Consider the following 13,552-nt stretch of genomic DNA (forward strand, 5'->3'; position numbering starts at 1 on the left):
GCCGGCCGCGTCCTTGGCCCGGACGTGGTACGTCACCGTCTGGTTGGCCGGACGGCTGTCGGTGTACGTGGTGACGTTGCCCGCCACGCTCGTCAGCAGCGTGTTGTTGGCGTACACGTCGTACCCGGTGACACCCGTGTTGTCCGAGGAGGCGCCCCAGGTCAGCCTCACCTGGCCGGAGGTCGCCTCCGTGAACGCCAGGTTCGCCGGGGCCGTCGGCGCCTGCGTGTCCCCGGTGTCGCCCTGGCGGGTGACGGCGTTGCTGTTGGCGGACTGGTTGCCGGCCGCGTCCTTGGCCCGGACGTGGTACGTCACCGTCTGGTTGGCCGGACGGCTGTCGGTGTACGTGGTGACGTTGCCCGCCACGCTCGTCAGGAGCGTGTTGTTGGCGTACACGTCGTACCCGGTGACGCCGGTGTTGTCCGTGGCGGCGGTCCAGGTCAGCCTCACCTGGCCGGTCGCGGGCTCGGTGAACGCCAGGTTCGCCGGAGCCGTCGGCGCCTGCGTGTCCCCGGTGCCCGGGCCGTAGACCTCCAGCTCCGCTATCTGCGCGGCCGGCTGGACGGTGTTCGCCGTGACCAGGACCCGGACGTACCGGGCCGTCGTCTCGCCGAACGGGATCGTCACCGAGTTCTGGCCGGAGGGGGCGAACTCGTACGCCTTCGACGCCGTGAGGTCGGTGAAGTCCGTGCCGTTCGCGCTGCCCTGGATCTTCAGGGTCTGGCTGCGCGCGCCCCAGTTGTCGGGCAGGCGCAGGACGACGCGGTCGACGCGGACGGAGGAGCCGAGGTCGGCCCGGAGCCACTGGGGCAGCTCGTTGTTCCGGCTCTCCCAGTAGGTGGCCTTGTTGCCGTCGTTGGCGTTGCCCGCCGTGTACACCTCGGTGTGGCTGCTCGCGGTCAGGGTCCTGCCCGCGGCGAGGTTCGCCGAGGTGCTGTCGGCGCCGTGCACCTCCAGCTCGGACAACTGGGCTGCCTGCCAGCCGGTGTTGGCGGTGATGTCGATGCGCACGAAGCGGGCCTGGGCGGCCGGGAAGGTCACCGTGACGGTGTTGCCGGCACCCGGACTGAACGTGTACGTGGCCGAGCTCTTCAGGGTGGAGAAGCTGGTGCCGTCGGCGCTGCCCTGGACGGACAGCGTCTGGTTGCGGCTCTCCCAGCCCGCCGGGAGCTTCAGGACGACCTCGTCGATGCGGGTGCTCGTGCCGAGGTCGGTCTGCACCCACTGCGGCAGGCTCGACCCGGAGCTCTGCCAGTACGTGCCCTGGTTGCCGTCGGTGACGTTCGCGGCGCCGTACTCCGGCAGCGCGCTGCCGGCCGCCGCGGGATCGCCCAGCGCGATGTTGGGGCCTCCGGCGGCCTGGGCGGTCATGAGGGGACCCCCCAGCGCCAGGAGGCTCGTCGCGATCACGGCGCTCATGCCCCGCGATCTCCAGCTGTGCAGTTTCATCTGTCCTCGATCTCGGCCCCGCAGGCGATGGCTGCGTGGCGCGGCTCGTCGGGTGGGACTCCGGCTCGGATATGTCGTTGGTTTGCTGCGAGCGGTGAGAGAGTTGCAGACAATTGCCAAGGCGTCTACATCTCGCGAAGGCGGGCTTCCTCCGGTCCGCCGTGGCGTACGAGGGCATGCCGAAGGCCCCGCGCACGAGGGGCTACGGGGTCGTCGGGAAGTACCGGAGGGGCGGGGGCCCGGCCACCGCCGTGGCCGGACCCCCTCGTCAGGGCGCCCCGGGCGCCGCCGACGGCGTCACGGGTTGGTGATGACGAACTGGGATCCGGGCTCGACCAGGATGTTGCCCTGGGCCGAGTTGGTGATCGTCACGTTCGACAGGGTGGCGCTGCCGCGGGCGCCGCTCATCGCGAGGATGCCGGAGCCGTTGTTCGACTTGTCGATGCGGACGTTGGTGATCTTCACGTTCGGCACCTCGCCGCCACCGGTCTTGAACTGGATGCCGTCGTAGGTGGAGTCGACGATGTCCGTGTCCTTGATGGTGACGCCGGGGATGGGCTGGCCCTGCGCGAACAGGGTGATGGCGCCGAACTCCTGGTCCTCGTTCCAGAACGCGCCGCCCGTACGGTACAGGGCGTTGTTGGAGATGAGGGTCTGCCCGGAGAAGGGCAGCGGGTCGTGGTCGGTCGCCAGCATGATGCCGGGGTAGTTCATGGTGTCGGAGATGATGTTGTTCTCGATGGTGTTGCCGAATCCGCCGTAGACCGCGATGCCGTTGGCCCGCCAGGGCAGCTGGATCGTGTTGTTGCGGAAGTGGTTGTTGGAGCCGATGTCCACCGAGGTGTCCTTGACGTACTTGCTGGCCCAGACGGCCAGCGCGTCGTCGCCGTTGTTGCGGAAGGACGAGTTGAAGACGGTGGAGTTGCGGGTGCCGTTGGCGAAGTTGATGCCGTCGGCGTAGGTGTTGCGGATCCGCATGCCCGAGAACTCGACGCCGTCACCGGGTCCCCACAGCTCGGGGATGTTGGTGTAGTCGCGGCCGGCCCAGACGCCGACGTTGGCGTGCTCGATCCAGACGTTGCTGATCCTGGTGTTCTTGCCGAAGCGCCCGTTGAGGCCGACGCCGCCCTCCTCGTTGGCGTTGTTGCCGCGGATGGTGCCGGAGCCGAAGATCGCGATGTCGGAGATCTGCGTGTTGTGGTCGATGTCGAAGCCGAAGTTGCCCTCGTGCGGGTGGTTGATGCCGCCCGCCTGGTGCGGCGGGGTGAGGGTGTAGAGCTGCGAGTGCCACATGCCGGCGCCGCGGATGGTCACGTCGCGGATGCCGACGGTGTTGTAGTTCCCCCGGTTCAGCGGGTCGTCGGTCAGGATCTTCTGTTCCTGGCGCCACTGGCCCGCCGGGATCCACACGCAGGAGATCTCGCCCTTCTGGTCGGCGGTCACCGCCCGCTGGATCGCGTCGGTGTCGTCGAGGCCGTCATTGGGCACCGCGCCGTAGTTGGTGATCGAGACGCAGCCGGCCGGCTGGGCCGTCGGGGGCGCGACCTGCTCCAGGTCGATCAGGTCGATGATGTAGAAGGAGGCGGTGTCGCCCGCGTCCCGCTGGAGCCGGAACTTGGTGCCGGCCGGGTAGGACTGGGTCAGCAGGGCGTTGGACTCGTCGAACAGGCGGCGGGCGTCGGCCTGCGGGGCGTTGGTGAGCCCCTCCGGGTCGTCGCTGGTGCCGTAGAGCCAGCTGTGCTTGGAGGAGAGCGTCAGCTTCCGCACGAACTGGCCGTCGGCGTAGAGGCTCAGCGTGGCCTCCCGCCCGCCGCCGCCGGGGGCGTCGGGGATCGAGTTGCGCACGACGAGGGAGTTGGCGGCGTTGGTGGAGGTGAACTCCACGTACTCACCGGTGGAGTTGAGCCGGACCGACTTGCGGCCGGAGGACTCGGTGGCGAAGTTGGTGTGGCCGAAGGTCCGCGTGGCGTCGGCGGTGAGCAGGGTCCCCTGGTAGCGGGCGTCCTCCGCCTCGTACTCCGTGTAGGGCACGGCGGCGCCGCGGCCGACGACCAGGGAGCGGCTGAAGACGTTGTTGTTCTCGTTGGTCTCGGCCACGATCGCGGTGGCGTCGGCCGTCGCGGTGAGGGTGACTCCGCCGCTCGCGGCGGTCCAGGTGCCGGAGATCGGCACGGTGACCGACTGTCCGGCGGCGACCGCCGGGGTGGAGCCGTTCAGGGTGGTGGTCCCCGCGGCGAGACGGGTGACGGTGCCGGCGGCGACACCGGTGGTGCCCCGGTTCTGGACCGTGGCCGTGAAGGAGACCTGCGCGCCGACCGCCGGGGAGGACGGGTTCGGGGTGACCGCGGTGACCGTGAGGTCGGGGCCGGGCGCCTGGCCGACGACCAGCTTGGCGGAACCGGTCCTGCTGTTGTTGGTGTCGTCCTGCTCCACGACGGTGTTGGCCGGGTCGACGACGGCGGACACGGTGTAGCTGCCCATCGCCTTCCTGCCGACGGGGATCCTGACGGTCGTGGAGGCGCCCGCCGCGAGCGCGCCGACCTGCGCGCTGCCCGCCACGGCGCCTTCGAGGCTCACGTTGACGGTGGTGGCCGGCGAGGCGGCGGTCCCGGCGTTGCGGACGGTCGCGGCGACCTCGACGGGGTCCGTCTCCGAGGGGGAGGAGGGGGTCCACGTGAGGTCGGTAACGGTGAGGTCCGGGTTCGGGGCGGCGGCGCCCACCACCTCGAACTCGGCGACCTGGGCGCCGGGAGCACCGTTGTTGGCGAAGAACTTGAGCTGCACGTCGGCGTAGCGGCCGGTCACCGGGACGGTGACCGTGTTGGCGCCCGAGGACGGGCTGAACTGGTAGTCGGCGCGGGCCTTGAGGGTCGTGAAGCCGGACGCGGACTGCTCGCGTCCGAGCACCTCGACGGCCTGGGTGCGCGGCCCCCACGCCTGGTCGGGGTTGAGCTTGATCCGGACCGCTTCGACGTCGGCGTTGGCGCCGAGCTTCGCGGTCAGGGTCGCGGGGAGGCCGGCCGACTCCCAGTAGGTGCCGGTGTTCCCGTCGTTGGCGTTGGCGGCCACGTAGGACTGGGTGACCGAGGACGCCTCGATCGGCTTGTTGCGCGCCAGGTTGGTGCCGGTCGGCGGCGGGTCGACCGGGCCGCCGTCGTCCTCGCCGAAGACCTCCAGCTCGGACAACTGGGCCGCGTTCCAGCCGGTGTTGGCGGCCACCTGGACGCGGATGTAGCGGGCCGTGGTCGCGGTGACGGGGATGCTGACCGTGTTGGCGGCGGCCGGGTCGAAGGTGCGTGCCCCGGATCCGGAGAGCGCGGCGAAGGAGGATCCGTTCGTACTGCCGAGCACGCTGAGCGTCTGGACGCGGGAGCCCCAGGAGGCCGGCAGCTTCAGCGCGACCCGGTCGACCTCGGTACTGGCCCCCAGGTCGACCTGCACCCATTGGGGGAACGACCCGTTGGGGCCCTCCCAGTAGGACGCCTGGCTTCCGTCGGTCACGTGGGCGGCGACGTAGCCTCCGTTCGTGCCGCCCGCGGTCGCGGGCCTGCCCAGGGCGAGGTTGGGGCCCTCGGCGGCGTGGGCGGGGGCGGGCAGCGTCCCCACGCCCATCAGGCCCGCCATCACCGAGCCGACGATCACTCGCCGCCCGTGGTTTCTCAATCGCATGAAGTCCTCTTGATTCCTCACCCGGGCGACCGGCCGCGACTCGCCCTGCCGACGGCGTGAACAGCGCCGGGGAAGGAGGACGGGCCTGGGGGCGTATACACCGGGCAAACGTCGACAGGGCCCTCGCACAGCACCTTTCGTACCCAAAGAGGGAACATCCAAGTGCGAGCAAGACTTTTTGAGCTGTTCAGTCAATCTTTTGCGATGACCAGGTGACAGGTTTCCGCCAGGTCACCGCTTTGTCAACGGGGCCGACACAACTGGCCCGTGGGAGAGCCGGTGGTGGCGGAGTCGACGGAGCCGCTCCCGGGTGCGCGGGCATGCGAAACCGGGTGCGCCGGGACGCGAAACCGAGTGCGCGGGCACGCGAAAAAGGGCCAGACCGTCAGGTCTGGCCCTCGGTGGGGCGCGGGCGGGCTCGGGTCAGGCGCTGGACGGCGGCGCGGTCGAGCCCCGCACCACGAGTTCCGGCTCGAAGAGCAGCTCACCGGGGTGGGTCTGCGATCCCTGGATCTGGGCGCACAGGAGGTCCACGGCCGCCCGCCCCATCGCCTCGATCGGCTGCCGGACCGTCGACAGCGGCGGCTCGGTGCAGTTCATGAACGCCGAGTCGTCGAACCCGAGCACGGACACGTCGGCGGGAACGGCGAGTCCGCGCCGGCGGGCGGCCCTGATGGCACCCAGGGCCAGCGGGTCGCTCGCGCAGATGACTCCGGTCACGCCCCGGTCCCAGAGCCGGCCCGCGGCCGCCTGCCCCCCTTCGAGCGAGAACATCGAGCGCTCCACGGACTCCTCCGACAGCTCCGTTCCCGCCGCGGCCGCGGCCGCCCGCGCCGCGGTCAGCTTCCGGCGCGAGGGGATGTGGTCCTCGGGGCCGAGGACCAGGCCGATGCGTTCGTGTCCCAGGGAGGAGAGGTGGCGCCACGCCTGCTCGACCGCGGCGATGTCGTCGCAGGAGACGCAGGGGAAGTCGAGCTCCTCTATGGGCGCGTTGACGAGCACGACGGGGATGTTGCGCTCCGCCAGCTGCCGGTAGTGCTCGTGCGGCGCGTCCGCCTGCGCGAAGAGGCCTCCCGCGAAGATCACTCCGGACACCTGCTGCTGCAGGAGGAGGTCGACGTAGTCGGCCTCCGAGACGCCGCCCTTGGTCTGCGTGCAGAGCACGGGCGTGAGCCCCTGCTGCGCCAGGGAACCACCGATGACCTCGGCGAAGGCCGGGAAGATGGGGTTCTGCAGCTCGGGCAGGACCAGACCCACCAGTCTGGCCCGCTCCCCGCGCAACTGCGTGGGACGCTCGTAGCCGAGGACGTCCAGTGCGCTGAGCACGGATTGGCGGGTGGCCTCCGAGACCCCCGGCTTGCCGTTGAGAACTCGGCTGACCGTGGCCTCGCTGACTCCCACTTTTTTCGCTACCAGAGCAAGTCGTCGCGTCACGAACGCAACTCTAGCGCAAAGAGAGTCAGGAAGTTACACACTTCTTGCCAAGCTTGCAGCGTGGCAGGCCCTCCGGTCTGACGTCCGGACCCCGCGAAGGGCCGCGCGCCCGCCTCCGCCGGCCACGCCCCGGCGCTCCGGGGCGCGGGGTTCAACCACGGCGGGGACAGAGATAGAACAGCTCCGGATCTCCTTCGTCAAGCCCGTGGAGGAGGCCGACGGGAGCCCAGCCGGCCCGTTCGAGCAGTGCCTGCATCGGCCGGTTGGAGACGTTGGTCGAGGTGAAGAGCTTCTCGGTGGCGCACGAGGCCGCAGCGGCCTCCAGCAGCAGCCGCCCCACACCCCGGCGGCGGGCCGAGGGTTCGACCATGAGCATGGTCACGAATCCCTGTCCGAAGAAGGTGTACTCCACCACGCAGTACCCCAGCGGACCGTGCCCGTCCTCCGCCACCGTGGCCCGGCCGTCCTCGCACCACCTCCGGATGTCCGCCCGCCGCTCGGCGTCACCGCCGGCGACCACCGCGTCGACGCGGCAGAGCGCCCGCGCGTCCAAAGGGCGCGCCCGGCGCACCACGATCCCGTCCCGGTCTCCTGTCGTCATGCCGCCATACTGCCCACCGCGCGGCCCGCCCGGTGGCGCCGTCACGGCAGGACGGGGAGACGTGTCCTCCTCCCGAGGACGGGGCGGAACAGGAAGCTGCGCGGACAGCCCGGCCGGCGTCGGCCGTGGCGTCAGGGTCCGTCCTGCCCGCCCTCCGGTTCCCGTGGCGCCCGGCGGTGGCGGTCGGCGGTGAGGGGATGCGTGTCGGTGTCGGCTTCAGCCGCGTCGGCGAGTGCCTCGGCGGCGGCCTCGGCGGCCTGTGCCGCGTCGTCGGCGGCCTCGGCGGCGGCCTTGTCCTCGGCGGACGTCTCCCGGGTGGCCGGCGACCGGGGCAGTGCCTCGTTGAAGGCGCGGGAGACCCCTTGGAGCGCGGAGGTGACCTCGCTGGGGATCACCCAGAAGGTGCTGCCCGCGCCCTGGGCGAGCTGGGGCAGCATCTGCATGTACTGGTAGGCGAGGAGCTTGGGGTCGGGGTCGTTGCGGTGTACGGCCTGGAACACCTCGTCCACGGCCCGGGACTGCCCCTCGGCCTTGAGGATCTCGGCGGTGCGGTTGCCTTCCGCCCGGAGGACGGCGGCCTGCTTGTCCCCCTCGGCGGTGAGGATCTGCGACTGCCGCTGCCCCTCGGCCCCCAGGATCGCCGCCCGCTTGTCCCGCTCGGCGCGCATCTGTTTCTCCATCGCGTCCTTGATGGACTGCGGGGGGTCGATGGCCTTGATCTCCACGCGGTTGACCCTCAGCCCCCACTTGCCCGTCGCCTCGTCGAGCACGCCGCGGAGCTGGTTGTTGATGCTGTCGCGCGAGGTCAGGGTCTTCTCCAGGTCCATCGAACCCACGACGTTGCGCAGAGTGGTGACGGTGAGCTGTTCGACGCCCTGCAGGAAGTCGGCGATCTCGTAGGCGGCCGCACGCGGGTCGGTGACCTGGAAGTACAGCACGGTGTCGATCTCGACGACCAGGTTGTCCTCGGTGATCACCGGCTGCGGCTTGAAGGAGACCACCTGTTCCCTCAGGTCGATCACCGGGTACACGCGGTCGACGTACGGGATGACGAGGTTGAGCCCGGGCCTCAGCGTGCGCCGGTAGCGGCCGAGGCGCTCGACGTTGCGGGCTCGCGCCTGCGGCACGATGCGCACGGCCCGTACCACGGTGAAGACGGCGAGCAACGCGAGGACCAGACCGGCTATGAGCAGTCCCGGCACGTCCATGGCTCACTCCCGGGGGTAGACGACGGCGGTGGCACCCTCGATCTCCATGACGTCGACGGTCGTCCCCGGAGGTATGACCAGCGTCTCGTCGTAGGCGCGGGCCGTCCACTCCTCGCCACCGATGCGGACCCTGCCGCCCAGGCCCGTCACCTCCGAGACGACATGGGCGGAGCGGCCCACCAGAGCGTCCGTGCCGAACCTCTCGCCCTGCGGCGCGAGCAGATGGCGCACGGCGACGGGGCGCACGAACAGCAGGCTGATCACGGCCAGAACGGTGAAGACCACGAGTTGCAGGGGCGACGGGAGACCCAGGGCGGCGGTTCCCGCCGTGACCGCCGCGGCGACGCCGAGGATCCCGAGCGCGGCGGTGAGGGTGAAGATCTCCGCCACCACCAGCACCCCCGCGGCGATCGACCAGACCAGCCAAAGATCCATGGGCTCTCCCGGCAGGTGCGGCTGCGGGAAGGGATGAAAACTCGACAACCCTTTTTCCCTTTTTACCCGTTTTAGAGGGAAGCACGCCCGGTCGGCCGGTCCGTCTCCGGGCGCGCTCGTGGGAGGCCCGGTGCGCTCGACCGCTCACGGCCCTGTCCGAGGAGGCCGGGCTCGCCCACCGACCCGGCACCACAGGGCGCCCAGCAGGCCACCGCCACGAGTTGTACCTAGTCTGGAGTGGAGAGGCACTCGATACCGGAGGTCATCATGATCGTTCTCGGGGTCGTCCTGCTCGTCATCGGTTTGGTGGCCGGTATCTCCGTCCTGTGGACCATCGGAATCATCCTGGTCGTCATCGGAGTCGTCCTGTGGGTCCTCGGGGCCGCCGGGCACGCGGTCGGTGGACGCCGTCACTACTGGTAGGAGGCCCGGTTCGGTCGAGGACCGCCACTCCCGTGGTGGTTCGCGTCCCGGCTGGTTCCCGCCGTAGCCGGGCACGGCGGCGACGATCGGCACCGAGACGGGCCGCGGAACGGGGACGACGCGCGCCCGGGTCGCGGAGCGATTCGCGCGGGCAGATCCGCATGGGCTCATGCGGGACCGCGCTGCCGAACGGTTCGGCCGAGGCGGCGCGCCGACCACCGAGGCCACCGGGTACCGGCTCGCCGAAACGAGTCATCCGCCCAGGAAGCTCAGCCGCACCCGACGATCCGCATTGTCGACGTTCGTGTCCACCAAACTCCGTTAAGAGGTCCTAACAAAGCCGTTGGACATGCCTGTAGGTAATGAGGCAGGTAGCGAGGCCGAGGAAGGCTTCGTGGATGTCGTCGCGTCGTTCCCAGCGGACGCGGAGACGTCGGAACCCGTGCAGCCAGGCGATGGTCCGCTCGACAACCCACCGGTAGACACCGAGGCCGGAGCCGTACGGAACGCCCCGGCGGGCGATCATCGGTTTGATGCCCCGGTCCCAGACCAGGCGGCGGTACTTGTCGTGGTCGTAGCCCCGGTCGGCGAACAGCACGTCCGGACGGCGGCGCGGCCGGCCGACCAGACCGGCGACGGAGGGAACCTTCGCCAGCAAGGGCAGGAGCTGGGTGACGTCGTTGCGATTTCCGCCGGTCAGGGACACGGCGAGCGGGATGCCCTGCCCGTCGACGAGAACGTGGTGCTTGCTGCCCGGCCGTGCGCGGTCGACCGGGCTGGGTCCGCTTTTGGGCCGCGCCGAGCGGCCCAGACGTGACTGGAGTCGATCACCGCCCGCGACCAGTCGAGCTGCTTGGCAGACCGCAGCTTCCTCAGCAGGACGACGTGAAGCCGGTCCCACACCCCGGCCTCGTTCCACGCGGCAAGACGACGCCAGCACGTCATGCCAGAACCGAAGCCGAGCTCCTGGGGCAGATACTCCCACTGGATCTCGGTGTGCAGCACGAACAGGATCCCGCACAGAGCCTGCCGATCAGGCACCCGCGGCCGACCCATTACCAGCTTCGGTGCCGGGACCGGCAACAACGGCTCGATCAGAGACCACAGTTCGTCCGAGACGATTCACGGCCGAGAGTTCCTCCTCGCCATGAACGGACCAACGAGCAACCAAGCCGACAGTCACATGATCAACAGCTTCTGTTAGGACCTCTAAGTCGGAGTCGCTGGCTCCGATGACCGCAGTCTGGATGAGGCGGGTGTCGATCTGCCGCAAGGTCGGATCCTCCAGGAAGACGTGAAACGACTGCTACAAAAGACAGGGAGTTGAAGCGCCGCCCGGCATCTGTTACACGGGACAGCGGCCGGATTCGAACGGGACACGACCTCCGACCTCAGAAGAGGTCGGTTGCCTCATCGAAGTCGCTGATCGGCCTTCCGCTGAACTCCCGAAACTCCTCCGAGCTGTACCGAAGCTGGAAGGTGTAGGTGCGGTTCTCGTCGACCCAGTACAGGGTGATGGCGGAAAGCAAGTTCCGCGTCATCCAGCGCGTGCGGGACCGCGTTCCCTCCTCCTGGTCCAGGATCCACGCCTCGACCTGCTCCGGCAGGCTGAAGCTCAGCCTGTAGGCAGGACCGACACGCGGTTCGATCTGCCACACGGGATGCTTCGCCGACCGGTGGTTTCTGTATACGCGGATGTCGTGAGTGGGCTGATCAAGCGCGTACCTGACGAAAGCGTTCAGATCGTCGGAGACGAGCCCCAGGACGAAGGGAGCGGCGGGAAAGGCCAGCACGAGTCCCAGCGACGACCGCCGGCGAAGGCCCGCCGCCAACTCGTCTAGCGGATCGGTCACCGAGGGAGCATCGGCTGCGGATCCGTCCCACAAATCCAGCAGGTGTCGGCGCAAGTAATTGCGGATCTCGTACACAGTGGGTCGCCGACTCGGCTGCAGCAGCTTCATGGCGTCGTAGACCGACTTGGCCGATGCCCTCACCAGATTGTGCAGCGGCAGGAAGTCAGGAAGCGACAGGTCAATCAGAGAGATCTGATGGGCGAGCGCGAACTCCTGAGCATCCTGAGTAAACCCCGACGTCGAGAAGATCGCATAGCTGTAGTGATATCGCACCCTCGGGCGGTGCGGTCCGGATCCGTTGCTCAGTGTGGTGACGACGTTTTCATTGAGGTCATGCACGACACCATGGCCGTTACGCACGGTAGGAAGACCGACCTTGATGCGAGTGAACTTCGCCTCGGCGAACAGGCGGATCGGGAGTGAGAACGGGGGCACGTACTGGAACTCCCCCAGAGTGTCCGCTTGGTGCCAGGCTCCGCGGCCCCGCACCACCAGACCGTGCTTGCGTTTCTCCAACACCCTCCACGGCGGCCTGGCCGGGTCGTCTTTCTCAGCCAGCAGCCGGTACCCACTGGATCTCAGCAGCCAGGCGAGGACCTCTTCGAGGAGGTACCCGCGCAGCGTTTCGAGCCTCACCATGACGTGACCCTATGCACACGCGCCCTGACCGCTCACCCGAATGGCATATTTCCCTGCCTTCCCAGCACGCGTCCTCCGTCCTCTCTTGCCCGCGAACTTCCGGGCGCCGACCGCATGACCACCGGACGCGTAGAACACCAGACGCCGCCGCTCCCCCGCAGCTTTCGAATGAGACCGACACCGACCGGCTGGCCGTATCGCTTCGCCGCGCTGTCGCGTCGACAGTGATCACCTCGTCACGCCCATCGGCATCGGCACGCGTCATCTGCAACCCGCACCACTCGCCTCACCAGGTGAGTCGGGCGCGTCTACGCGGGCAGGGCAGGAAAGACAACCACCGAGCCGTCCCTGTTGCGGGCAATCTCGATCGTCACGTCCGTGGCGCGGCTGTTGACCGTCACGTTTTCGCCCAGCCGGTTGATCCGGTGTGCCGCACGCATCAGGCGATCGACTTCACCGGGCGTGAATACGGGCCGCAATCCGTTCGGGCGAGCCAACTCAAGCGCCGACAGGCGTAGCAGAACCTCGGCGATGCCCAACTCCAATTCGTCGAGGCGCTGCTGGTCCCGCTTGAGTTCACGCGTGAAGCTCTCGAACAGGTTGCCAGGGTTGTTCTGCGCATGCTCGACCGCTTGCAGGACGACGACCCGCCGCTTCAACGCAACGGCCAACGAAGCGAGTTCGAGGTGGGCACGGAATTCGCCACCCTGGTCGTCGATGCCGGGGAACGACTTGGTCAGTGTGCCGATCTCGACGGCCTCGCCATCAGGCAGCGCATCAAGTGTGTTCTGCCACCGGGTGAGGCGGCGGCCGGCCTTGCCCAGCGCCGTGTCGATGGCATACACCGCCGAGTCCAACCCCAGCGAGACACCGAGCTTGCCCTGGTCGAGCAGAATCGCGGTGGCCTTTTCGATGGCACCTCGGCAGCCGTCGAGGGCACTGTGCTCGTCTTCGAGCTTCTCCTCGTGCAGTCGCTCCAGCAGTTCCGTGATGTGTTCGATGGCCTGCTGACGCTGCTGGTCGGCATGCGCACTCACCCCCACCGCCACGGCCATGAGCACGAGCGGCGCGGCCACGGTGAGCGCCGCACCGCCGACGGCCGTGACTCCGGCCGTCGCACCGGCTCCACCGGCTGCGCCCGCTGCCGCCGCCTTACCGACCGGCACGTACGTCGCGTGGGCGACGATGCGGCCCATGGGATCCACGAGTGGACTACGGACGCCACCGACCACCGCCTTCGATGCCATCTGGCGGACCATGCCCTGACCGACCTGGGCTGCGACCTTCGCCGGAATCACGATGCGATACAGGTTCTCGCCTGCGGCGGTCGCCGTGGCCGCGGCGGAGGAGTTCCGTGCTGTCTGCGTGACGAGCTGCGACAGGTGCTGTGCCAAGGGACTCACAGCGTCGAGCGGGAGGCCTCGGCTGCGGTCGAGCTCGTCGGGCAGCGGATGTACCTCGAGAGTGGCGATCGGCTCGTCGGCCAGGACGGCCAGCACGCCGCGCAACTCACCCAGGCGCTCAGCCGTCATCGGCCTATCCCCGACCACTGCGGGCACCCGGACGTCACCGGTCGCGAGCGTCCACACCGGAACGGCTGTTGCCTTGCGGTAGTCAATCATCGTCTCCCCTTGCGTTCCCACAACAGCCTACGGCTGGCATACGGTTGGGGTGGTCGATTCTCGTCCTCGCGGATCACGGCGCCCGGCCATCACTCGCCACTCCTCGGGCCAGGTCACAGCCTGGACGGCTTCATCGCACCCTCGCAGTCCCAGCCACACCGTCACCGCGTCCGCACTCACCCGTCCAGCCCTTGCAGGTGCCGCGGCAACCTGCTGTCC

General features: G+C 69.0%; 10 protein-coding genes. 1 reads left to right on the top strand and 9 read right to left on the bottom strand.

Features of this window, described 5'->3' with window-relative positions; genetic code table 11:
* The 6 genes from ACWGSR_RS15905 to ACWGSR_RS15930 form a co-directional block, all read right to left on the bottom strand.
* On the bottom strand, positions 1-1,449 hold a 1,449-nt coding region (locus ACWGSR_RS15905), incomplete at its 3' end, for a discoidin domain-containing protein (protein WP_453566918.1).
* Between the two features lie 297 nt (positions 1,450-1,746).
* Positions 1,747-5,118: a CARDB domain-containing protein gene (locus ACWGSR_RS15910; protein ID WP_453566920.1), complete on the bottom strand. Its 3,372-nt coding sequence runs from the start codon at positions 5,116-5,118 to the stop codon at positions 1,747-1,749.
* A 423-nt stretch (positions 5,119-5,541) separates the two neighbouring features.
* A complete protein-coding gene (locus tag ACWGSR_RS15915) occupies positions 5,542-6,552 on the bottom strand; it encodes a LacI family DNA-binding transcriptional regulator (protein ID WP_376238110.1) in 1,011 nt (336 codons plus the stop codon).
* Positions 6,553-6,703: 151 nt separating this feature from the next.
* The gene (locus ACWGSR_RS15920; protein ID WP_453566922.1) at positions 6,704-7,153 is read right to left on the bottom strand and encodes an N-acetyltransferase family protein; all 450 of its coding nucleotides are present in this window, start codon (positions 7,151-7,153) and stop codon (positions 6,704-6,706) included.
* Between the two features lie 131 nt (positions 7,154-7,284).
* Positions 7,285-8,361, bottom strand: coding sequence for an SPFH domain-containing protein (locus ACWGSR_RS15925; RefSeq protein ID WP_376238105.1), 1,077 nt, complete (start codon positions 8,359-8,361; stop codon positions 7,285-7,287).
* A gap of 3 nt (positions 8,362-8,364) precedes the next feature.
* A complete protein-coding gene (locus ACWGSR_RS15930) occupies positions 8,365-8,796 on the bottom strand; it encodes an NfeD family protein (protein ID WP_453566925.1) in 432 nt (143 codons plus the stop codon).
* 267 nt (positions 8,797-9,063) lie between these two features.
* Here ACWGSR_RS15930 and ACWGSR_RS15935 point away from each other — a divergent pair, with 267 nt between their 5' ends.
* Positions 9,064-9,219, top strand: a complete 156-nt coding sequence (locus ACWGSR_RS15935; protein WP_376238099.1) for a DUF6131 family protein — start codon at positions 9,064-9,066, stop codon at positions 9,217-9,219.
* A 331-nt stretch (positions 9,220-9,550) separates the two neighbouring features.
* Here the strand turns inward: ACWGSR_RS15935 and ACWGSR_RS15940 are convergent.
* From ACWGSR_RS15940 to ACWGSR_RS15950, 3 genes are all read right to left on the bottom strand, one after another.
* A protein-coding gene (locus ACWGSR_RS15940) for an IS5 family transposase (RefSeq protein ID WP_453567052.1) occupies positions 9,551-10,341 on the bottom strand; the annotation gives its coding sequence in 2 pieces (ribosomal slippage) (positions 9,551-10,011 and positions 10,011-10,341; 792 coding nt in all).
* Between the two features lie 269 nt (positions 10,342-10,610).
* Positions 10,611-11,711, bottom strand: a complete 1,101-nt coding sequence (locus ACWGSR_RS15945) for a hypothetical protein (RefSeq protein WP_453566927.1) — start codon at positions 11,709-11,711, stop codon at positions 10,611-10,613.
* A gap of 308 nt (positions 11,712-12,019) precedes the next feature.
* Positions 12,020-13,333, bottom strand: coding sequence for a hypothetical protein (locus tag ACWGSR_RS15950; protein ID WP_453566929.1), 1,314 nt, complete (start codon positions 13,331-13,333; stop codon positions 12,020-12,022).
* Positions 13,334-13,552: the final 219 nt, after the last annotated feature.

This window comes from Streptomyces sp. NPDC055632, from assembly GCF_053618675.1.